The following is a 24,454-nucleotide window of genomic DNA, read 5'->3' as shown; positions in this document are numbered from 1 at the left end:
CGGCGGCCCCGGCCGCCCGCCACATCGGGGTTGTCCTTCCGCTGGATCCCAGAAAGGGAGCCCGAGAATGCGACGCGTACCAAGGTTCCGCCGACGACCACTGTCCATCCTGTCCGCCCTCACCGCGACCCTCATGACCACGACCGTCGTCGGTGCCGTGCCCGCCTTCGCCCGAGGGGCGTCCTCGCCCGTACGGGTGACGGCGACGACGACCGAACGCGAGACGAACCCGATCGGCATCGACGCCGCCAAGCCCCGCCTCGGCTGGCGGCTGGACTCCACCGCGCGCGGCCAGTCCCAGACCGCGTACGAGGTGGCCGTCGGCACCAAGGCACGCGCGGCCGACGTCTGGGACAGCGGCCGCGTCGCGAGCGGCCAGTCCGTGGACGTGTCCTACGGCGGCCCCGCGCTGCGGTCCGGCCACCGGTACTACTGGCAGGTCCGCGTCTGGGACGCCCAGGGCAGGCCCTCGGGCTGGAGCAGGACGTCGCTCTTCGAGACCGGCCTGGCCCAGCAGGACTGGACGGCCAACTGGATCGGCAGTCCGGACACGACGCCGAGCCTGACCGGCGCCCGCTGGATCTGGTACCCGGAGGGCGACCCGGCGTCCAGCGAGCCCGCCTCGACCCGGTACTTCCGCCGCACCGTCGACCTGGGCTCCGCGTCGATCAGCAAGGCGTTGCTCACCCTGACCGCGGACGACGGCTTCACCCTGTACGTCAACGGCGCGCGTGTCGCGTCGTCGCCGCAGGTCACGGACAGCTGGAAGCAGGGACAGCTCGCGGACCTCACCTCCGTCCTGCATCCGGGCGCCAACACCATCGCGATCCAGGCGGTGAACACCTCGGTGAGCCCCGCGGGCATCGTCGGGCGGCTGCACGTCGAACGCTCCGGCGCGGACCCGATCGACGTCGTCACCGACGGCTCGTTCAAGGCCGCGCAGACCGTGCCGGACGGCTGGGAGAAGCCGGGCTTCGACGACTCCTCCTGGCCCGCGGCCAAGGACGCCGCCGCGTACGGCTCGGGCCCGTGGGGGAGCCAGGTCGTCCAGCCGTCGCCGCCGGTACCATACCTACGGCACGGGTTCCAGCTCGCCAAGCCGGTCGCGGCGGCCCGCCTGTACGTCACCTCGCTCGGTCTGTACGAGGCGCACCTCAACGGCCGCCGGGTCGGCGACGACGACTTCACCCCGGGCTGGACGGACTACAACAAGCGCGTCCAGTACCAGGCCTACGACGTGACCACGATGCTGCACCGCGGGAACAACGCGATCGGGGCGCTGCTTGCGCCCGGCTGGTACTCCGGGAACATTGGCTTCGCCGGTTCGCACATCTACGGGCAGCAGCCGTGGTTCCTCGCCCAGCTCCGCGTGGACTTCACCGACGGCACCTCGCAGACCATCGGGACCGACGACTCCTGGAAGGCGGCCGCCAGTCCGCTGGCCTCGTCCGACATCTACGCCGGCGAGACCTATGACGCCCGGAACGAGCAGGACGGCTGGGACAGCGCCGGATTCGACGACCACGCCTGGCAGCCGGTCAAGGTCAACACCACCGTACGGCCGAACCTCGTCGCCCAGGCCGGTCCTCCGGTGCGGCAGGACACGGTGCTGCACCCGGTGAAGCGGACCGAGCCCAAGCCGGGCGTGTTCATCTTCGACCTCGGCCAGAACATGGTCGGCTGGAACCGCCTGACGGTCTCCGGCTCGGCCGGTACGACCGTGACCCTGCGGAACGGCGAGGTGCTGAACCCGGACGGCACGCTCTACACCGCGAACCTGCGCGGCGCCGTCGACACCGACCGCTACACGCTCAAGGGCAACGGCACCGAGACGTACGAGCCGCGCTTCACCTATCGCGGCTACCAGTACGTCGAGGTCACGGGCTATCCGGGCACGCCGAGCCTGGACGCCGTCGCCGGCGTCGTCGCGCACGCCGACGCTCCCGCCAACGGCACGCTGACCACCTCCGACCCGCTGGTGAACCAGATCCAGCACAACATCGTGTGGGGTCAGAAGGGCAACTTCTTCAGCGTCCCGACCGACTGCCCGCAGCGCGACGAGCGGCTCGGCTGGACGGGCGACATCGCCGCGTTCGCGCCGACTTCGACGTTCAACATGGACGCCGACGGCTTCCTCGCCAAGTTCACCACCGACCTGGCCGACGGCCAGACCGCCGACGGCGCGTTCACCGACGTGGCCCCGGCCGTCGCGGGGGGCTCGGGCACGGCGGGCTGGGGCGACGCGGGCGTGATCATTCCGTTCACCCTCTGGCAGCGCTACGGCGACCTGCAGGTCGTGCGCGATCGCTACCCGGCGATGACGAAGTGGATCGACTACCTGAAGGCGCACAGCACCGGGTTGATCCGGCCCGCCCAGGGGTACGGCGACTGGCTCAACGTCGGCGACGACACCCCGCTCGACCTGATCGGCACCGCGTACTTCGCGCACTCGACCGACCTGGTCGCGCAGATGGCGGACGCGATCGGCGACCACGCCGCCGCGGCCTCCTACCGCACGCTGTGGGGGCAGATCCGGGACGCGTTCGACGCGAAGTACGTCAAGTCCGACGGCACCGTCGGCGGCGGCAGCCAGACCGCCTACGTCCTGGCACTCGCCGGCAACCTTCTGCCGGACGGCCAGGTCAAGCCCGCCGCCGACAAGCTGGTCGCGAACATCGACGCCCACGGCGGGCACCTCACGACCGGGTTCCTCGGCACCGGTGAGCTGCTGCCGACGCTGACCCGTACCGGGCACACCGACGTGGCGTACCGGCTGCTGGAGCAGAAGACGTTCCCGTCGTGGGGCTACGAGATCGACAAGGGCGCGACCACCATCTGGGAGCGCTGGGACGGCATCAAGCCGGACGGCACGTTCAACGACCCCGGCATGAACTCCTTCAACCACTACGGGCTCGGCTCGGTCGGCGACTGGATCTACCAGAACATCGCCGGCATCGCCCCGGCGTCGCCCGGTTACCGGAGCGTCGTCATCCACCCGAGGCCCGGCGGATCCCTGACCAGGGCGTCGGCGACCTACCGGTCCGACTACGGCGAGATCGTGAGCCGCTGGTCGGTCTCCGGAGACCGGTTCACCCTCGACGCCACCGTCCCGGTCAACACGACCGCGGAGGTGTGGGTGCCGGCCGGAAGCGCGAATCAGGTCACCCAGGACGGCGCACGGTTCGTGCGCATGCAGGACGGCAACGCCGTGTTCACCGTCGGCTCGGGCCGCTGGCACTTCAGCACCCGAGCCTGAGAGACCGACGGCGGGCTCGCGGCACCGGCCGCCGCGGGCCCGCCGTCACCAGATCGCATGGAGGATGAGATGACCGACACGAAGGTCCGCGTAGGCCTCGTCGCGGGCGGGCTCGGCGCGTACTGGCCGCAGTTCCCCGACCTGCTGCCGCAGCTCAAGCGGTCCGCCGAACGTGTGTCCGAGCGGATGCGCGAACTCGGGGCGGACGTCGTGGACGTCGGCTTCATCTCCGACGCCCAGGAGGGCGCCGCCGCCGCGGAGAAGCTGCGCGTCGCGGGCTGCGACCTCATCGTGGGGTTCCTGACGACGTACATGACCGCGACGATGCTGGTGCCGATCGCCCAGCGCAGCGGCGCCCCCGTGCTGCTGATCAACCTGCAGCCGACCGAGTCGATGGACCACGCGACCTTCGACACCGGCCAGTGGCTGGCCTACTGCGGCGCCTGCCCGCTGCCCGAGATGGCCAACGCGTTCCAGCGCTGCGGCATCCCGTTCCGCTCGGTGTCGGGCTACGTCGAGGACGAGCGGGCCTGGGCGAAGATCGGCCGCTGGGTGCGGGCCGCGGGCGTACGGGCGGCGCTGCGCCGGGGACGGCACGGCCTCATGGGCCACCTGTACCCGGGCATGCTCGACGTCTCCACCGACCTGACCCTGGTGCCGGCCAACTTCGGCGGCCACATGGAGGTGCTGGAGTTCGACGACCTGCGGGTCCGCGTGGAGAAGGTCACCGACGCCGAGGCCGAGGCCAAGAAGAAGGAGGCCGCGGAGATCTTCGAGCTGGCCGATTCGGTCAACGACGAGGACTTCTCCTGGGCCGCGCGCGTCGCGGTCGGCCTCGACCGGCTCGTCGAGGACTTCGAGCTGGACAGCCTCGCCTACTACCACCGGGGCCTGGACGGCGAGATCCACGAACGCCTCGGCGCGGGCATGATCCTCGGGGCGTCGCTGCTGACCGCGCGCGGCGTTCCGGCCGCGGGCGAGTACGAGCTGCGGACCTCCCTCGCCATGCTGATCATGGACCGGCTCGGCGCGGGCGGCTCCTTCACCGAGCTGCAGGCGCTGGACTTCCAGCGGGGCCACGTCGAGATGGGCCACGACGGCCCGGCGCACCTGGCCATCAGCGATTCCAAGCCGCTGCTGCGCGGCCTGGGCGTCTACCACGGCAAGCGCGGCTGGGGCGTGTCGGTCGAGTTCGACGTCAAGCACGGCCCGGTCACGGCGTTCGGCATCCGCCAGGGACGGGACGGACGGTTCGCGTTCGTCGCCTCCGAGGGCGAGGTCGTCGACGGGCCGCTGCTGCAGATCGGCAACACCACCTCGCGCGTCGACTTCGGCTGCGACCCGGGGGAGTGGACCGACGCCTGGAGCGCCACGGGCATCTCCCACCACTGGGCCCTCGGCACCGGCCACCGGATCGCCGACCTGCGCGCCCTCGCGGACCTCCTGGAGGTGGAACTGATCGACGTACGCGCCTAGGCAGTTCTTTTTCGGGTCGGGGGACTCACGCATAGGAGACGGTGTGGCGAGTTTCTTCGGCATGCGCGCGATTCGCCTCGTGCTCGCGCTGACCATGGCCGTGGGCGGGCTGCTGATCCTCACGGCGCCCGCCGGGGCCGCGGTCGACACGGACCTGACCAGTTTCGACGCGGCCGGGAACCAGGTGGTGCGGTTCGACACCGACGGCAACGCGGTGGACGCGCACGACGGCGCGATCGAGCGGTTCGGCGGCACGTACTACCTGTACGGCACCAGCTACGACTGCGGCTACCAGTGGCAGAACAACGACACGTTCTGCGGTTTCAAGGTCTACTCGTCGCCCGACCTGGCGCACTGGACCGACCGCGGGCACGTCGTGGCGCCCCGCTCGTGCCGGTACTGCTTCCGCCCGCACGTCGTCTACAACAGGGCGACCCGCAGGTACGTCATGTGGGTCAACGACCAGGACGCCGCCGACAAGTTCCGGGTCTACACGAGCCGCACGCCTACCGGGCCCTTCACCGAGCAGCCCGTGCCCGACCTGCCGGACCAGACGCACTGCACCGCCGACCTCGCCGTGTTCGTCGACGACGACGGGACGGGCTACCTCACCTGCAGCAACGCCGGCTGGCACATCGCGGTCATCCAGCTGACCGCCGACTACCTGCGCGCCGCCGGACCGTACGACATCACCGGCGTCACCCGCGTGGAGGCGCCGTCGATCTTCAAGCGGGACGGCACGTACTACCTGACGATGTCGGACCCGAACTGCGGGTACTGCACCGGCACCGGCACCGCCTACCTGACCGCGAAGAGCCCGCTCGGCCCGTGGCGCGGGCGGGACGCGTGGACGGCCGAGGACGGCGCGCTGACCGTGCGCGGCGGGCTGTACGGGCTGTCCCAGCAGGGCGAGGACTGGAGCGACTACACCTTCTCCTTCGACGTCGCGCCGCTGCCCACCACCTCGGGCACGTCGGCGCAGGCCGGGTTCTCGGTGCGGATGAACCGCGACGACTACGGCTACCTGTTCCTGTTGACCGGTTCCGGGACGGCGAACGGGAAGCTGAGCGTGCTGCGCCGGGCCGGGGCCACCACGGCGAGCCACGCCGTGACGCTGAACAAGCCGATCGTCGCGGGGGAGTGGCACCACGTCTCCGTGACGGCGGCCGGTTCGACGCTGACCACATCGATCGACGGCGTGCAGGTGGACACCTACACCGACACCACGTACGCCACCGGCAAGGTCGGCTTCCGCGAGTGGAACGGCGCCAACCTCGAGTCCGCCCGATTCGACAACGCCACGGTCACCTCGGCGGACGGCCGGACGCTGCTGTCGGACGACTTCTCCGGCGACTTCTCCCGGTGGGTCGTCCCCACCAGCGGCATCAAGATCAGTGACAACTCCTGCGGAGGCCAGCCCGCGCAGGTCGCGACGCTGCCCTCCCGCCACGGCGCCCCGACCTACCTGTACTTCAGTGACCTGTGGGACTTCCACACCAACGAGGCGCTGGCCAACTACTACTGGCAGCCGCTCTCGTTCGGTGCGGATGGCGCGATCAATCCGCTGACCTGCGCGAACTCGCGGATCCACCTCGATCCGGGGCACCTCGGGCGGCAGCGGCCGATCCGGGCGCTCGACCAGACCAGCGGCGTGACGGGCTTCCGCACCACCTGCGACATCGCCGGGTCCACCCGGCGTGAGCAGGGCTTCACGGCCGGGCGCACCGGCCGGCTCACCTCGCTCGCCGTGACCGTCTTCAAGGACGGCACCGAGACCGGCCGGGTCCTCCGGACGCCGCCGTCCGACCCGCTCGACGTGCGGCTCGTCGACCGGCGCACCGGCACGACGGTGTGGTCGGCGTCGGTGCCGGCGAGCACGGTCGGCTGGTCCGCCCGCGACCTGACCCTGAAACCGGGCGTCCGGGTGCGGCGCGGCGCCGAGTACGCCCTTCGCCTCGGCACGTCGGCCGCCACCGGCTGCTACGGCGTCGCTTTCAACGACCAGAACCCCTACTCCGGCGGTGCCTCCGCCACCAGCACCGACGGCGGCGTGGACTTCGCCCCCGAACCCGCCCGGGACCTGAAGTTCCACACCTCCGTCGAGCGCTGACAGCACCAGGAGACGAGGAGCCCCATGAGGTTCATCCCGGCCTGCGCGACCGCGGTCGCGCTGGCCCTGACCCCGGGCCTGCCCGCACACGCGGACACCGGCCGGCTGGGCGTCACCGGCCTGCGCACCGACGCGCTGGACACGGCGCTGGGCATCGACGACACCACGCCCACGCTGAGCTGGAAGCCCACCGCGACCGGCCCGAACGAGGCGCAGGCCACCTACCAGGTGCAGGCCGCCTCCGACCCGGACCGGCTGGACCACCCCGATCTGTGGGACTCCGGCAGAGTCGCCTCGACGGCGGTCAGCGCCGTCTACAAGGGCACGGCGCTGAAGTCCCGGCAACGGGTCTGGTGGCGCGTGCGGGTCTGGGACGGCGCGGGTCACGCGTCCTCGTGGAGCCGCGCCGCCTGGTGGGAGATGGGCCTGCTCGCCACGGCCGACTGGTCGGCGAAGTGGATCGGCGACGACCGGTGGGTGAACCACAAGCCCACTCCGGTCACGGTCAAGGTCCCGGCGCAGGACGCCCGCTACGTCCGGGTCGACGTGACGAAGCTCGGGCTGCCCATCACCGAGGGGAGTTCGCTCGTCTCCCGGCTGCAGCTCGCCGAGATCGTCGTCGCCGACTCCGCACACCCGGACGAGGACGTGGCCAAGGGCGCCGCCGTCACCGCCTCCGAGATCGGCAACTACCCCGGCAAGTGGCAACCGGCGTACGTCACCGACGGGTCGCTCACGACAGAGCAGGCGCCGTACGGCTACACCAGCCCCTCGTACAAGTCCCAGGACCCGGGTCACCACATCTGGCTGCAGCTGGACCTCGGGCAGAGCCGGCACTTCGACCAGGTCGTGCTCTACCCGCGCACCGACGTGATGACCGACGACGAGAAGACCCCGAACTTCCCCGTCGACTTCACCGTGCAGACCGGGAACGACGCCGCGAACCTCGCCACCGCCGCGACGGTCACCGGCCAGGAGCCGCCGCCCGCGTACCACACGGACTTCCCGCCGCTGCCGCTGCTGGCCCGGCAGTTCGACCTGGAGAACGGCGTGCGCAGCGCCCGCCTCTACGTCACCGCGCTCGGCATCTACGACGCCACCGTCAACGGCCGGCCGGTCAGCGCCGCGGTGCTCGAGCCGCCGAACACCGACTACCGCAAGCGCGTCGTCTACTCCACCTACGACGTCACGAGGCTGCTTCGCAAGGGCGGCAACGCCATCGGCGTCCGGCTCGGCAACGGCACCTACAACGTCGCCCCCACCGCCGACCGGTACACCAAGTACGTCGGCGCGCAGGGCCCGCCGCGTCTGCTCGCCCAGCTCGAGGTCACGCTGAAGGACGGCACGACGCGGCGGATCGCCACCGACGGCTCCTGGCGCACCGACCTGGGCCCGACGACGTTCTCGCAGTGGTACGGCGGCGAGGACGAGGACGCACGGCGCGACCAGCCGGGCTGGGACCGGCCCGGCGCGGACCTGAGCGGCTGGAAGACCGCTGCGGAGACCGCCGACCCGGGCATCGCCGTCGCCGCGCGGATGTCCCCGCCGATCGTCCCGGTCGGCCGCGAGCACACCGTGCGGATCACCCGGCCGGAGTCCGGCACGTACGTCTTCGATCTGGGCTCGAACGTCTCCGGCTGGCCGGTGCTGCACCTCAGCGGCCCGCGCGGCACGACCATCACCGTCAAGCCGGGGGAGCGGCTCGGTGACGACGGCCTCGTCGACCAGGGCACCATGATCGCCGGCGGCAGCCGGCAGCCGCCGGTCGAGGACCACTACACCTTCTCCGGGAACGGCGACGAGACCTGGCATCCGCGGTTCGTCTACCACGGATTCCGGTACCTCCAGGTGACCGGCCTGCCGTCGGCGCCGGACAAGGACACGGCCGAGGCGATCGTGCTGCGGGCCGGCAACGCGACGGCGGGCACGTTCGCGAGCTCCGACCTGCTGCTGAACGACATCCACCGGATCGTTCAGGCGTCGATCGCGGGCAACATGTTCAGCATCCTCACCGACTGCCCGGACCGGGAGAAGCTCGGCTGGCTCGAGCAGACCCACCTGGTGCAGGGCTCCGTCGCCCGTGACTTCGACGTCGAGGCGTACTACCGCGACTTCCTGCAGAACGTCGCCGAGGCACAGCTGCCGGACGGGCACGTGCCCGACATCGCCCCCGAGTACGTCGTGTTCAGCGGAGCGGCCCGCGACGACCCGAACTGGGGCAGCGCCATCATCCTGTCGGCCTGGCAGCACTACCAGTCGTACGGCGACGCCGAGACGCTGCGCACCTACTTCCCTGCTATGCGGAGGTACTTCGACTACCTGACGTCGAAGGCGAGCGGGAACCTGCTCGACTACGGCTACGGCGACTGGGCCACCACCGACTCCTCCACGCCCGTCGGGCTCGCGGCGAGCTACGGCTACTACCGGGACGCCGTCGCCCTCGCGAAGATCGCCAAACTGCTCGGCGAGGACGCCTCCGGGTACGAGAGCGCGGCGCAGAAGATCGGCGCGGCGTTCAACGCGAAGTACCTCAAGGACGGCAAGTACGGCTCGGGCAGCCAGGCGAGCGACGCGTTCGCCCTGGACTTGGGCGTCGTGCCCGCCGACCAGCGGCAGGCCGTCACCGACCATCTCGTCAAGGGCATCGAGGCGAAGGGCTACCACCTCACCGTCGGGGAGATCGCGCTGCCGTCGGTGTTCCGGGTGCTGTCGGCGGCGGGCCGGGACGACGTACTGCTCAAGGTCGCGCAGCAGGTCACCGCGCCCAGTTACGGATACCAGGTCGTGCACGGCGCGACCACGCTGACGGAGTACTGGGACGGCCCGACCGGCTACGGCTCCCAGGACCACTTCATGCTCGGCGCGATCGACGAGTGGTTCAACGCCGGCCTCGCCGGAATCCGGCAGGCCGACGGCGGAGCCGGCTACACGAACCTGGTGATCCGCCCGGCGGTCGTCGGCGACCTGACCCACGCGAGCGGCACGTACGAGACGCCGCGCGGCGAGGTCGCCAGCTCCTGGCGGCGCGACGGCCGCACGCTGCGGCTCGACGTGACGGTCCCGCCGGGCGCCCCGGCGCGCGTCGAGGTGCCGCTGCTCGGTGGCGACCGGGTGGCCGCGCCCGCCGGCGCGACGTCGATCGGCGCGCAGAACGGCTACGGCGTCTACGAGGTCGGCTCCGGTCACTGGTCGTTCACGGTGACCACCGCGTCCGCCGCCGCCCCCGACCGGACGCAGCTGGCCGTCGAGCCGTCCTTCGGCGTGAACGTCCCGGTCGTGGCCGGTCACCCGGCGTCCGCGCGGTTCCGGATGACCAACCTGGAGGACGACGCGGTCACCGTACGGCCGCGGGCCACGGCGTCGTCCGGCTTCGCGGCGACGGTGTCCGGCGCGCCGGTACGCGTCCCGGCGCACGGCTCGGCCGAGATCCCGGTCGCGCTGAAGCAGGAGGACGCGAACGCCACGTCGGGGACGGTGACGCTCGCCGTCGGCGACGACAGCGCGTCCGCGCCGGTCGCGGTGACCGGGAACCTCGTCCGCCTCGCCACGATGACGGCCTCCAGCACCCACAGCGGCTCCGACCCGGCCTGGACCAATGACGGCGGGACGGACTCGGAGGTCTGGCTGAACGGCGTCGGCGGCTGGAACGACGACACCGCCGCCGAGTGGCCCGACACGCTCACCGCGACCTGGGACGCGCCGGTCACGCTCGGCCGGATACGCGTCTTCACGCTGAACAGCAGCAAGTCGTCCGCCGCGAAGACCGGAATCCGGGACTTCGACATCGAGGCGCGCGTCGGCGACACCTGGCAGACGGTGTCCAGCGTGCGCGGCAGCGTCGCCGGGATAGTCGAGCGCACCTTCGATCCGGTCCAGGCCTCCGCGCTGCGCGTCGTCGTCCGCGACTCGAACGACCACAAGTACAGCCGGGTGATCGAGCTCGAGGGCTACGCCTCCTGAGCTCCAGCGGCCGCGGGCATTTAATTCAGCGAAAGGACAAAAATCATGACTAATAACTTCAAATATCCGCCTTATTGTCCACTTCCTGGAAATGTAGCCATTCCCTCTTCTTTTCGGTGAAATCGCCCCGTACTGTCGACCGCGCGTTCGATGTCGCCGATGACCTGCGTCGTCGGCGACTAGGACGACCCCAGTAACCGGGTGATCGAGCCGCGGATACCGCGCTTTTCGCGGTCCCCGGCTCGGCACGAAGGAGGCACGCATGAGGAGATTCGGCAGAGGCCGCGCCGTCGTGGCGGCGGCGGTCTTCGCCCTGCTGCCCGCGGTCGCCGCGGGCGGCACCGCGGCGGCGACGACCGCGCCGCGGTCGCACGTGGACGGGCTCATCGCCAAGATGACGCTCGACGAGAAGCTCTCGTTCGTGCACGGCGCGACCGACCCGAAGGACCTGGGCGAGGCCGGCTACATCCCCGGGGTCCCGAGGCTCGGCATCCCGGAGCTTCGCCTGACCGACGGGCCCGCCGGCGTGCGGGTGCGCGAGCACGCCACCGCGATGCCCGCGCCGGTCGCGCTGGCGTCGGCGTTCGACCCGGCGCTCGCCCTGCGGTACGGCGCGGTCATCGGCCGCGACGGGCGGGCGCTCGGCCAGGACGTCCTGCTGTCACCGATGGTCAACACGATCCGTGTCCCGTACGGCGGCCGTAACTTCGAGACGTTCAGCGAGGACCCGCTCGTGTCCTCCCGCACCGTCGCCGCCGAGGTCCGCGGCATCCAGTCGCAGGGCCTGATCGCGACGGTGAAGCACTACGCGGAGAACAACCAGGAGACCGACCGGCAGACCGTCGACGTCAAGGTCGACGAGCAGACGATGCGCCAGATCGAGCTGCCCGGCTTCCAGGCGGCCGTCGACGCGGGCGCCGGCGCGGTCATGTGCTCCTACAACAAGGTGAACGGCGACCCCGCCTGCGGGAACGCCGAGCTGCTCAACACCATCCTCAAGGAGCAGTGGGGCTTCGGCGGCTGGGTGATGTCCGACTGGGGCGCCACCCACAGCACCGACGCCATCACCAAGGGGCTCGACCAGGAGATGCCGAGCGGCACCTACCTCGGTGACGCGCTGAAGACGGCGATCCAGAAGGGCACCATCCCCGAGTCGGCGCTCGACGGCGCGGTCAAGCGGATCCTCGGCCAGATGGAGCGCTTCGGACTGCTCCGCAAGCACCCGCCGTCCCGCCCGTCGCGGGACGCGGCCGGCGCGGCTCAGGTCGCGCGGTCCGTCGCCGAGCGCGGCGCGGTACTGCTGCGCAACACCGGGAACGCGCTGCCGCTTTCGGGGAGCGCGGCCAAGGACGTCGCCGTGATCGGCCCGACCGCCCAGACCCCCAAGGTGACCGGTGGCGGCAGTTCCCACGTCACCCCGGACCACGCGGCCGCGCCGATCGACACGATCCGCGCTCGCGCCGGCAAGGACGCCACGGTGACGTACGCGTCCGGCGGCGACCTGACGGGAACGCCGGTCCCCGCCTCGGCGTTCTCCCCGGCTCCGCCGGCGACGGTCCCGGCCGGCAAGACCACCTCCTACTCCGGCAAGCTCACCGTGCCCTCCACCGGCGACTACCGGCTCACGCTCACCGCGGACAACGGCCTGGCGTTCGGCCAGGTCGCCGGGCAGACGCTCTTCTCCGGGAACCTCTTCGGGCAGAGCGGCGTGTGGGTCCACCTGACCGCCGGCACCGTCCCCTTCACCCTCTTCGGCCAGGCCGACGCCGGAAAGGACCTGCACCTGGGCGTCGACTGGGTGACCCCGGACAAGGCCAGGGCGCTCATCCCGCCGGCGGTCGCGGCGGCGAAGAAGGCGAAGACCGCCGTCGTGTTCGCCTACGACGACGGCACCGAGGGCGCCGACCGCGCCTCCCTCGCCCTGCCCGGCTACCAGAACGACCTGATCACCGAGGTCGCGAAGGCCAACCCGAACACGATCGTCGTCCTCAACACCGGCTCCGCGGTGAAGATGCCGTGGCTGTCCGGCACCCGGGCCGTCCTCGACATGTGGTACCCGGGCCAGGAGGGCGCCGCCGCCACGACGGCCCTGCTGTTCGGTGACGCCGCCCCGACCGGGAGGCTCACCCAGACCTTCCCGGCCGACGAGGACCACACCCCGGTCGCCGGGCATCCGGAGCGCTTCCCCGGCGTGAACGGCGAGCAGCAGTACTCCGAGGGCGTCGAGGTCGGCTACCGCTGGTACGACAAGGAGGGCGTCAAGCCGCTGTTCCCCTTCGGGTACGGCCTGTCCTACACGACGTTCGGCTACGGCGGGCTCACCGCCCACCGCGTCCACGGCGGCCTCGACGTCACCGTGACCGTGCGCAACACCGGCCACCGGGCGGGCACCGCGGTGCCACAGGTCTACCTGGGCGCGAGCCCGGACGTCACCGCGCCGCAGGCGGCCCGGGCGCTGGCCGGCTACACGACGGTCACCCTGCGTCCCGGCGAGTCCCGTCAGGTCCGGATCCACGTCGGTGAACGTCAGCTGCAGTACTGGGACACCACCCACCACCGCTGGAGCCTCGGCACCGGCGCCCGGGCCGTGTGGGCCGGGCCGTCGTCGGCCGAGCTCCCGCTCCGCACCACCGTGAAGATCGACAACCGGTAACCCGCCGGTTGCCGGTGGGGAGGGCGGCGTCCGCCCTCCCCACCGGATCCCCTGAATGCGAGGAACGATGCCAGTCAGCGACACCAGCGACGCCGTGGGCGGAGCGGGCTTCACGCGCCGCGGCTTCCTGTTGACGGCCGGGACGGCCGCGGCGGGAGCGGCGGTCGTCTCGGGTACGCCCTTCGGGGCCGTCGCCCGTGCCGGCACGGCCGGCCGGTTCGCCCTGCCCGACGCGGCCGTGGCACCGAAATTCCGCTGGTGGTGGCCTGACGGCAACGTCGACCCCGCCGAGATCCGGCGCGAGGTCGACCAGATCGCCGACGCCGGCTTCGGCGGCGCGGAGATCGCCGCCGTGCACCACAGCATCGCCGACAAGTCGGTGCTGGACGCCGCCGGCCACGGCTGGGGCAGCCCCGCGTGGGTCGACGCCGTGGAGGCCGCGCTCGACCAGGCCCGCCGGCGCGGCGTGACCATCGACCTGACGATCGGCCCGGCCTGGCCCGCCGCCGTCCCGACCATCACGCCGGACAGCCCGGCGGCGGTCAAGGAACTGGCGTACGGCTCGGCGACCGTCGCCGCCGGCGCGACGTACGACGGCCCGGTGCCCGCGCCCGCGATCGCGCCCGCCGCGGCGGTGACCGCCCAGAGACTCCTGCTCGTGCAGGCCGCACGGATCAACACCGCCAACTCCACGCGCAAGGAGACCGGCCTGGACCTCGCGTCCGTGCAGGAGCTGACCGCCACGGTCGCCGACGGGCGGCTGAGCTGGACCGCTCCATCCGACGGCTCCTGGGTGGTCATCGCCCACTGGGAGCGCGGCTCCGGCCAGACCCCCGAGTCCGGCCCGCACACGGCCCCGGCGGCGTACGTCGTCGACCACTTCAGCGCGGCCGGCACCCGGGCGGTGACCGACTACTGGGAGTCCCACATCCTCACCCAGGACGTGCGTCGCCTGCTCCGCCGGGCGGGCGCGACGCTGTTCGAGGACTCCATCGAGATCGAGACCAAGGCGCTGCCGTGGACGCCGGACCTGCCCGCGGAGTTCGCCCGGCGCAAGGGCTACGCGCTGCTGCCGTACCTGCCGGCGATCGTCCAGAAGAGCGGCAACCAGGTCTTCGCCTACGAGGCCGCGCTGACCCGGCACGTCCGCCACGACTTCTGGGACGTCGTGTCCCAGCTGTTCAACGAGCACCACGTCACCGCGCTGAAGAAGTGGGCGCACTCCATCGGCCTGGACCTGCGCGCCCAGCCGTACGGCCTGCAGACCGACGCGATCGCATCCGCGGCGATCCTCGACGTCCCCGAGGGCGAGTCGATCGGGTTCAAGAACCTCGACGACTGGCGCTGCCTCGCGGGCGGCCGGGACATGGCCGGGACGACCGTGCTGTCCGGGGAGATCGGCGCGTACAACGGGGGCGCCTACAACACGACGTGGAAGCGCTTTCTGCTGACGGTCGGCGGGGCGTACGCCGCCGGGCTGAACCGCGCGGTCATCCACGGCTTCTCCTATGCCACCGCCCCGGGCGTGAAGTGGCCCGGCTTCGCCGCCTTCACCCCGTACAACGGCACCATCGGCTACAGCGAGTCCTGGGGGCCGCGCCAGCCCACCTGGCGGCACGCCGAGGACATCTCCGGCTACCTGAGCCGCGTCCACCAGGTGCTGCAGTCCGGCACGGCCCGCGCCGACGTCGCGATCTTCCGGCAGACCGGATACACGGCGACCGGCATCGGCGCGTCCTGGTTCACCGCGAGCGGCGTCCCGCTCGGCTGGAGTCACCAGTTCATCAGCGAGCCGCTGCTGACCCTGCCGAACGCCACCGTCTCCGGCGGCCGCCTCGCCCCGGACGGGCCGCGCTACAAGGCGATCTTCGTCGAGGGCGACTTCTTCGCGGGCTCGGAGTGCACGCTCACCGTCTTCGCCGCCGAGCGGCTGCTGCGGTACGCGAAGGCGGGCCTGCCGATCGTCCTGCTGGGCGACTGGTCCGCGCCGACCGTGCCGGGCCTCGGCTCCGACGCAGGGGGGTGGTGGGGCGCAGCCACGGGGGTGGAAACAGAGAACGGACGCCTGCGCGGGGTGGTCGCCGAGCTCGTGAAGCAACCGAAGGTCCGGGTCGTCGCGGACAAGGCGAACGTGCCCGCCGCGCTCGCCGACCTCGGTGTCGCCCCGGACGTGACGTACGCGCAGAGCTCCACGCTGCTGAACGCCCACCGGTACGACGACGGCGTCGACTACTACTACCTGTGCAACGGGCGGCACGCCGAGACGGTGAAGCCGCCGGTGGCCGCGATCGACCACGCCGTGTCGTTCACGCGCACGGCGAAGGACGCGGTGCCGTACGCGCTCGACCCGTGGACCGGTGAGGCCGAGCGGATCGCGACCTACACCGAGGACGGCGACCGGGTCACCGTCCGCGTGGCGCTCCAGCCGGGGGAGACGACCGTCGTCGCGCTGGCCCGGCCGGGCCGGTTCGGCACGGGCGGCGGGCGGGCGCACGTCACGAGCACCGAGGCCGCCGAGGCCCGGTTCGCCGACGGCGACCTGGTGATCCGCGCGATCGCGGCCGGGACGTACGCCACGACGCTGTCCACCGGCCGGACGGTGCGGACGACGGTCGCGGACGTCCCCGCGCCGATCGTCCCGGGGACGTGGCAGCTGGAGGTCGAGAGCCGGGAGCCGGGCGCGTCCGCCACCGAGACGGCCACGGTGACCCACCGGCTGACCCTCGACGCGCTCAAGGCCTGGCCCGACATCCCGGAGCTTGCGGACGTCTCGGGCATCGGCCGGTACACCACGACGGTCGACCTGCCCGCCTCCTGGACCCGCGCCCACGGCGCGTACCTGCAGCTGGGCCAGGTCTTCGACACCTGCCGGGTCACGATCAACGGGCGGCGGCTGCCGGCGGTCGACCAGATCAACCCGGTCGTCGACGCCGGGCCGTACCTGCGGCACGGCACCAACACGATCGAGGTGGAGGTCGCGACGACCCTGAACAACCGGCTGCGCGTCTCCGACCCCTCGGTCTACGGCGGCGCGCCCCGCCAGGCGTACGGACTGCTCGGCCCCGTGCGCCTCGTGCCGTACGTGCAGGCGGCGATCGCCGGCTGACCCGCCGGGCCGGCGCGGGGATCCTCCGTCTCCCCGCGCCGGTCCGGTTCTCCACCCACGTCCTGTCCCTCTATCCGCCCTGTCCTGTTCTGATGCGAGGTCGCATGAGCTCCTGGAAGCGACGTCACCGTCTCCCTCTCACCGCCGTAGGACTCGCCGCCCTCGTGGCGCCGGTCCTGTCCATCCCGCCCGCCACCGCGAATCCCGCGCCGTCCCGGTCCGCGGCCCGGCCGTGGGACGCCTACAACCTCTCGCCCCGGACCCGCACCGTACGGCCCGTCGCCGTCTACAACACGAACGGCACCGTGACCGACCCGTCCGCCGTGCTCACCGGCCGGCGCACCCGCCTGACCGGTGTCGGCTCGTACGTCACGCTCGACTTCGGCAAGGACGTCAGTGGACTGGTCACGCTGCGCTTCGCCGCCTCCGACGGGGCGCAGCGGGTCGGCCTGGCGTTCAACGAGTCCCCGGACTACGTCGGGACCAACTCCGACACCTCGACCGGCGGCCCCCGCAGCCGCGACGGCGTGCTCGACGTCGACGTGAACGGCGCGACGACCTACACGATGCCCGCCCAGTACCTGCGCGGCGGCTTCCGCTACCTGACCGTCTTCCTGGAGTCCGCCGGGAGCGTCGACCTCGACCGGGTGTCCCTGCACTTCACGCCCGCGCCGACGATGAAGCACCCGGCCGACTACGCGAACCACTTCTACTCCAGCGACCCGCTGCTCAACCGCATCTGGTACGCGGGCGCGTACACGATGCAGCTCAACACGATCGATCCCAAGACCGGCCGGGTCTGGGAGCCACCCGCGGAGCTCTGGAACAACACCGGCGACGTCGGAGTGGGCGACACGATCCTCGTGGACGGCGCCAAGCGCGACCGGACCGTGTGGCCCGGCGACCTGGGCATCGAGATCCCCGCCGCGTACGCCGCCTTCGGCGACACGGTGTCGGCGCGCAACGCGCTCACCACGGTGTACCAGCACCAGAAGGACACCGGTGAGCTGCCGTACTCCGGGCCGATGATGAACAAGTACGGCTCCGACACCTACCACCTGTGGACCCTGTCGGCGACCTACGACTACTACCGCTACACCGGCGACACGGCGTGGCTGGCGAGCGTGTGGGACGCTTTCAAGCACGGCGTCGACTACAGCACCGCGAAGGTCGACGCGAACGGGCTGCTGTCGATCACCGGTACCGGCGACTCGGTGCGCATCCTCGCCAAGGGCGAGAACCTCATCGCCAACGTCCTGCTGTGGCGCGTGCTCAGCACTGGCGCGGAGCTGGCCACCGTGCGCGGGGACACGGCCCTCGCCGCGTCGTACGCGAGCCGGGCGGCCGCGCTGCGCACCGCCATCGACGCGAACTTCTGGGACGACGCCGCCGGGGCGTACAAGTTCTACCCGAACTCGACCATCCACCCGCAGGACGGCAACGCCCTCGCGGTCTGGTACGGCCTGGCCGGCCAGGACAAGGCCCGCCGGATCAGCGCGTCGCTCAAGGGCAACTGGAACGACGTCGGCTCCACCGCGCCGGAGAACAAGGGCAACCCGGGCGTCTTCTCCGGATCCATGGAGGTCAACGCGCACTTCGCGGCCGGCGGCCCGGCCGCCGACCAGGCCGGCGTGGACCTGATCCGGCGTCAGTGGGGCTACATGCTGACCAGCCCGCACGGCACGCAGAGCACCTTCTGGGAGTCCTACCGGGCGGGGGAGTCGTGCGTGTTCTGCAGCACGTACGTCAGCCTCGCGCACGGCTGGGCGACCGGCCCGACACCGGCGCTGAGCTTCTACGTCCTCGGCGTCGCACCCGACTCGCCGGGCGGCCGTACCTTCCACTTCGTCCCGCACCCGGCGGACCTGACCTTCACCGAGGGCCGAATCACCACCGAGTACGGGCCGGTCGACGCCTCCTGGCGCGTCGACCACGGAGCGTTCCGGGCGCGGCTGACCGCGCCGCACGGGACGACCGGCCGGGCGGGCGTGCCGACCTTCGGCGGCAAGGTCCGGGTCTTCGTCAACGGGCGGCTCGCCTGGACCGGCACGCGTGCCACGGCGTACGGCGCGCACGCCGACGGCGACTACGTCTACCTCGAGGGCCTGCGCGCGGGCCACTACACGATCACGAGCGAGCGAGTGGGGGAGCGATGAGCACATCGTTCAGCCGACGCGGGTTCCTCGGCGTCGCGGGCGGCGCGGTGGCCGCCGCCGGCCTGTTGGATCTGCCGGGGCGGGCGGCCGTCGCCGCGACCGGCGGGGGTCCGGCCGTGGCGCCGTTCCCGCTGCGCGGCGTCACCCTGCTGGAGAGCAGGTTCCGCGACAACATGGCGCGGACCTGCTCCTACCTGACGTTCGTGGACCCGGACCGGCTGCTGCACACGTTCCGGCTCAACGTCGGGCTGTCGTCGGCGGTGCAGCCCTGCGGGGGCTGGGAGGCCCCGAACGTCCAGCTGCGCGGCCACTCCACCGGGCACCTGCTGTCCGCCCTCGCCCAGGCGCACGCGAACACCGGCGACGACGCGTACGCGGCCAAGGCGCGCTACATCGTCGGCGAGCTGGCCAAGTGCCAGGCCGCGGCGCCGGGAGCGGGCTACACGACCGGTTATCTGTCGGCCTTCGAGGAAAAGGTTTTCGACCAGCTCGAGGCGGGCGGTCGGCCGTGGGCGCCGTACTACACCCTCCACAAGATCATGGCGGGGCTGCTCGACCAGTACCAGCTCAGCGGGAACCGCCAGGCCCTCGACGTGCTGCTCGGCATGGCCGCCTGGGCCGACGCGCGCACGTCCAAGCTGACGAGCGAGCAGATGCAGTCGCTGCTGGGCGTGGAGTTCGGCGGCATGAACGACGTGCTCGCCGCCCTCTACCTGCAGACCCGCGACCCCGCGCACCTGCGCACCGCCCGCCGCTTCGACCAGGAGGCGGTCTTCGGCCCGCTCGCCGACCGGCAGGACCAGCTGGCCGGCCTGCACGCCAACACCCAGATCCCCAAGATCGTGGGTGCGGTCCGGGAGTACGAGGCCACCGGGGATCCGCGCTACCTCGACATCGCGGCGTTCTTCTGGGAGACCGTCGTCCGCCACCACACCTATGCCATCGGCGGCAACAGCAACGCGGAGATGTTCTGCCCGCCGGACCAGATCGTCTCCCAGCTCGGCGAGAACACCTGCGAGAACTGCAACAGCTACAACATGCTGAAGCTGTCGCGGCTGCTGTTCTTCCACCGCCCGAGCCCGGCGTACATGGACTATTACGAGTGGACCCTGTACAACCAGCTGCTCGGCGAGCAGGACCCCGACTCCGCCCACGGGTTCTGCACGTACTACACCGGCCTGTGGCCGGGCACGCAGCGGCAGGTCAAGGGCGGTCTCGGCGCCGACCCGGGCAGCTACAGCAGCGACTACACCAACTTCTCCTGCGACCACGGCACGGGCATGGAGACGCACACGAAGTTCGCCGACTCCATCTACTTCCAGACCGGGCACACGCTGTACGTCAACCTGTTCATCCCCTCGGAGGTGACCTGGGCGGAGCGCGGGATCCACGTCCGACAGGAGACCCGCTACCCGCAGGAGGACACGACACGGCTGACCGTGCGCGGCGACGCGCGGTTCACCATGAAGATCCGCATCCCCGGCTGGACCCGCCATCCCCGCGTCCGGATCAACGGCCACGAGGCGGGCCGGGCCCGGCCCGGCACGTACGTGACGATCGAGCGGCGCTGGCGCGACGGCGACACCGTCGAGGTCACCCTGCCCATGGCGCTGACCTGGCGGAAGGCCCCGGACAACCCGAACGTCCAGGCGGTCAGCTACGGCCCGGTCGTGCTGGCCGGCGGGTACGGCGGCCAGACGCTGAAGACGATCCCGGCGATCGAGCCGCGCTCCGTGCGCGCAGCCGAGGATTCCCTGCGCTTCACCGCGACGGCGGACGGCACGGACGTCACGCTCATGCCGTTCTCGGAGATCCAGCACCAGCGATACACGGTGTACTGGGCGACCCCGCCGGACCGGTCCCGGCCGCGCCTGATCGCCCGCTACTCCTTCGGGGAGGGGACCGGCACGACGGCGGCGGACGCGACCAGGATGTGGCCCGCCGCGACGCTCGCCGGCGGCGCGACCTGGACCGGCGACGGCGCCGTCGCGCTCGACGGCAAGGACGGTCACGTCGCCCTGCCGCCCGGCTTGATCAGCGGCCTGGACGCCCTGACCATCGCCGCCTGGGTGCGGCCAGAGGAGCTCGCCAACTCCGCCCGCGTCTTCGACCTGGGCTTCCACAAGATGACCTACCTGTTCCTGGCCGTACGGACCGGCACGGGCAAGGCGCGCTTCGCCATGAAGATCGCCGGAATGGACGGGGAGGACTTCATCGACGCCGCCGGCCCGATCCCGGCGGGCACCTGGAGCCACGTCGCGGTGACCATCGCCGACGGCAAGGGCGTGCTGTACGTCGACGGCGCCGAGTCCGGCCGCAACGACGCGCTCGTCATGAGCCCGCTGCTGCTCGGCGCGACCACGCAGAACTACCTCGGCCGATCCCAGAACCCCACCCACCCCTACCTCCACGGCCAGGTCGACGACTTCCGCGTCTACAACCACGCCCTCACCGCCGCCGACGTCGCGGCCCTGCACGCCCAGGGACGGAACGCATGAGTCCGCTACGACGGCTCGCCGCGCCGATCGCCGCGCTCGCCGTGGTGTTCGGCACCGCCGCGCCCGCGCACGCCGGTGAACGCCCCGGCGTCACCGGCCTGCGCGCCGCCGACCTGACCGAACCGCTCGGCGTTGAGGACACGACCCCGCCGCTGACCTGGCGGCTTCGTGATGCCGGGCAGAACGTCGCCCAGACGGCGTACCAGATCCAGGCCGCGACGAGCCCGAACGGGTTCGGCCGGCCCGACCTGTGGGACACCGGCCGGGTCGCCGCCGCCGACCAGCGCGTCGACTACGCCGGGAAGGCGCTCGGCAGCCGCACCCGCGTCTACTGGCGGGTGCGCGTGTGGACGGGCTCCGGCGGCGCGTCGGAGTGGAGCGACCCGGCCTGGTTCGAGACCGGCCTGACGTTGGCGTCCGACTGGTCCGGTCAGTGGATCACCCATCCGGACTGGCGGTTCAAGGAGAAGCAGCCCACCCCGATCGCGGTGAAGCTGCCCGAGACGACCGCCCGGTACGCCCGGCTCAACGTGACGAGGCTCGGCCTGCCGCTCGTGGAGAACCTCCCGGACAAGACCTGGCGGCTGCAGCTCGCCGAGATCGAGGTCCGCGACTCCTCCGGGACGAACCTGGCCGCCAACACCACCGTGACCAGCTCCGACACCGGCAACCAGGTCAACCACAAGTGGCTCCCGCGGTACCTGACCGATGGGACCGAGACGACGAACCAGGAGCTCGCCGGCTGGTCCAGCTCGGCGTACCCATCCGACGACGTCTCCGCCAAGCCGATCACGCTCACCGTCGACCTGAAGTCCGCCAAGGCGTTCGACCAGGTGCTGCTGTTCCCGCGCACCGACGTCCCGGCGGCCGGCGACAAGGTCCCGTACGCGCCCGTCGACTACTCCGTCTCGACGGCCGACGCCGCCGCCGGGCCGTTCACGACGCGGCAGACCGTGACCGGCCAGGAGCCCCCGGCGTCACCGGTCCCGGAGGCGATGCCGATCTTCGCCAAGGACTTCGCGCTGCCGTCCAGGATCCGCTCCGCCCGCCTGTACGTCAGCGGCGTCGGCGTCTACGAGGCCGGGGTGAACGGCCGCAGACTCGGCGACGCCGTGCTCGAACCGGGCAACACCGACGTCACCGACCAGGTGCCGTACGCGACGTACGACGTCACGCGGCTGCTACGGTCCGGGCGGAACGCGATCGGCGTCCGGCTCGGCAACGGCACCGCCAACGTCATCTCCACCGCCGACCGGTACCGCAAGTTCAGCGGCACGCAGAGCGACCCCGAGCTCATCGCCCAGCTCGAGGTCACCCTTGCCGACGGCAGCGTGCGCCGGATCGTCAGCGGCGCCGACTGGCAGACCACGCTCGGCGGCACCACCTTCTCCAACTGGTACGGCGGAGAGGACTTCGACGCGCGCCGTGAGCCGCCCGGCTGGGACCGCCCCGGCGCGAAGCGGCCGGGCTGGGGGTCGGCGACCGCGGTTCCCGGCCCTGGCGGCAGGCGTGCTGATTCCAGCCCCCTAACGGGGGCCCGCCCCCTCCTCGCGGGCCGCCTCGAGGAGCCGGTCCGCGTCCAGGACACCCTCCAGGGCACGCAGGTCGGCTCCGGCGACGGCTACCAGGTCTTCGACCTCGGCCGGAACATCGCCGGCTGGCCCGAGCTGACGATCACGGCCCCCGCCGGGACGACCGTGCGGATGTACCCGGCCGAGAGCCTCAATAACGGCCGGGCCTACCAGCTGACCAGCAACGTCGGCGCGCCGATCTGGGATCAGTACACGACGCGGACCGACGGCGCCGAGACCTGGCACCCGCACTTCGCCTACCACGCCCTCCGCTACGTCGAGGTCCGCGGCCTGCCCGCCGGCGCGACCGTCTCCGTCCGCGGCCTGGCGCTACACGCCGACAACCCCTCGGCCGGTTCGTTCTCCTCGTCCAACGACCTCCTCGACGGGATCCACACCCTGATCCGCCGGGCGGTCGAGAACAACATGCAGAGCATCCTCACCGACTGCCCGAGCCGGGAGAAGCTCGGCTGGCTCGAACAGGACCACCTCGTCTTCGGCGGCCTGGCCTTCAACTACGACATGGCGGCCCAGCTCCGCAAGGTCGTCCGGGACATGGCCGAGGCGCAGACCGACACCGGTCTGATCCCGTCCACGGTGCCGGACTACACGGTGCTGGCCGGGGCGTACCGCGACGATCCGAACTGGGGCGGCGCGTTCGTGGTCGTGCCGTGGGACCTGTACCTCACCTACGGCGACGCCGACACCATGCGCGCCTACTACCCGGCGATGCGGAAGTACGCCTCCTACCTGGAGGCCCGGGCGGTGAACGGGCTGACCGACTACAGCCTCGGCGACTGGATCACACCGGACCGGACGTTCCCGAAGTTCGTCTCCGGGACGTACGGCTACTGGCGGGTCCTCGACACCATGTCCAAGATCGCCGGTGCGCTCGGGAAGACGGACGAGGCAGCGTCGTACCGGGCCAGGGCGGACGCCAGCGCGAAGGCCCTGTCCGAGAAGTACTACGACGCGGCGAGCGGCACGTTCGCCGGCGGCGGCCAGGGCGCCGAGGCGATCGCCCTCGACATGGGCGCCGTCCCGGCCGACCAGCGGCAGCGCCTGCTCGACCACCTGGTGGGCAGCGTCGAGGCGGCCGGGTACCACCTGCAGCTCGGCGAGATCTCACTGCCCAGCGCGTTCCGGGTGCTGCCCGACGACGTCATCTACAAGATCGCGACGCGGACCGACAGCCCCAGCTATGGCTACCAGGTCGTGCACGGCAACACCACGCTCGGCGAGGGCTGGGACGGCGGCAGCGGCCAGTCGCAGGACCACTTCATGCTCGGCTCGATCGACTCGTGGTTCACCGGGCGGCTCGCCGGCATCCAGCAGGCCCCCGGCTCGGTCGGCTACCGCAGGCTGCTCATCGCCCCGGCCGTCGTCGGCGACCTGACCCAGGCTTCGGCCACCTACCGCACGCCGTACGGCGAGGCCCGTACGGCCTGGACCAAGACGGACGACGGCATCCGGCTGAAGGTCACCGTGCCGCCGGGCAGCGCCGCCGAGGTGCACGTCCCCGGCTCCGGCGAGGTGCGCCAGGTCGGCTCCGGGACGTGGACGTTCCGGTCGAAGTGACCGGCGCGTGCTCCCGCCTCACCGGGGGCGGGAGCACGCGGCGCCGGGTGGGAGAGCACGGCGGCCGACCCGGCCGTGATTTCAGAGAAG

Annotated in this window: 9 protein-coding genes; all 9 read left to right on the top strand. The window is 71.7% G+C overall.

Annotated features, from left to right (window positions below; genetic code table 11):
• Positions 1 to 67 precede the first annotated feature (67 nt).
• On the top strand, positions 68 to 3,256 hold the full coding sequence (locus ABEA24_RS12570; protein ID WP_345430926.1) for a family 78 glycoside hydrolase catalytic domain: 3,189 nt from the start codon (positions 68 to 70) through the stop codon (positions 3,254 to 3,256).
• Between the two features lie 69 nt (positions 3,257 to 3,325).
• Positions 3,326 to 4,732: an L-fucose/L-arabinose isomerase family protein gene (locus tag ABEA24_RS12565; RefSeq protein WP_345430925.1), complete on the top strand. Its 1,407-nt coding sequence runs from the start codon at positions 3,326 to 3,328 to the stop codon at positions 4,730 to 4,732.
• A gap of 43 nt (positions 4,733 to 4,775) precedes the next feature.
• Complete coding sequence (locus tag ABEA24_RS12560) at positions 4,776 to 6,842, top strand: family 43 glycosylhydrolase (protein ID WP_345430924.1); 2,067 nt, start codon at positions 4,776 to 4,778, stop codon at positions 6,840 to 6,842.
• A gap of 24 nt (positions 6,843 to 6,866) precedes the next feature.
• The gene (locus tag ABEA24_RS12555) at positions 6,867 to 10,802 is read left to right on the top strand and encodes a family 78 glycoside hydrolase catalytic domain (protein ID WP_345430923.1); all 3,936 of its coding nucleotides are present in this window, start codon (positions 6,867 to 6,869) and stop codon (positions 10,800 to 10,802) included.
• Between the two features lie 262 nt (positions 10,803 to 11,064).
• On the top strand, positions 11,065 to 13,455 hold the full coding sequence (locus tag ABEA24_RS12550; protein ID WP_345430922.1) for a glycoside hydrolase family 3 C-terminal domain-containing protein: 2,391 nt from the start codon (positions 11,065 to 11,067) through the stop codon (positions 13,453 to 13,455).
• A 67-nt stretch (positions 13,456 to 13,522) separates the two neighbouring features.
• Positions 13,523 to 16,561, top strand: coding sequence for a glycosyl hydrolase (locus tag ABEA24_RS12545; protein WP_345430921.1), 3,039 nt, complete (start codon positions 13,523 to 13,525; stop codon positions 16,559 to 16,561).
• Between the two features lie 104 nt (positions 16,562 to 16,665).
• On the top strand, positions 16,666 to 18,717 hold the full coding sequence (locus ABEA24_RS12540) for an alpha-L-rhamnosidase-related protein (protein ID WP_345430920.1): 2,052 nt from the start codon (positions 16,666 to 16,668) through the stop codon (positions 18,715 to 18,717).
• A complete protein-coding gene (locus tag ABEA24_RS12535) occupies positions 18,714 to 21,215 on the top strand; it encodes a glycoside hydrolase family 127 protein (protein WP_345430919.1) in 2,502 nt (833 codons plus the stop codon). The genes ABEA24_RS12540 and ABEA24_RS12535 overlap by 4 nt, the downstream gene beginning before the upstream one ends.
• Complete coding sequence (locus ABEA24_RS12530; RefSeq protein WP_345430918.1) at positions 21,212 to 24,364, top strand: family 78 glycoside hydrolase catalytic domain; 3,153 nt, start codon at positions 21,212 to 21,214, stop codon at positions 24,362 to 24,364. The genes ABEA24_RS12535 and ABEA24_RS12530 overlap by 4 nt, the downstream gene beginning before the upstream one ends.
• Positions 24,365 to 24,454: the final 90 nt, after the last annotated feature.

This window comes from Actinoallomurus vinaceus, from assembly GCF_039542055.1.
GTDB classification, from domain to species: domain Bacteria; phylum Actinomycetota; class Actinomycetes; order Streptosporangiales; family Streptosporangiaceae; genus Actinoallomurus; species Actinoallomurus vinaceus.
This window is presented reverse-complemented; position numbering and strand designations above follow the sequence as displayed.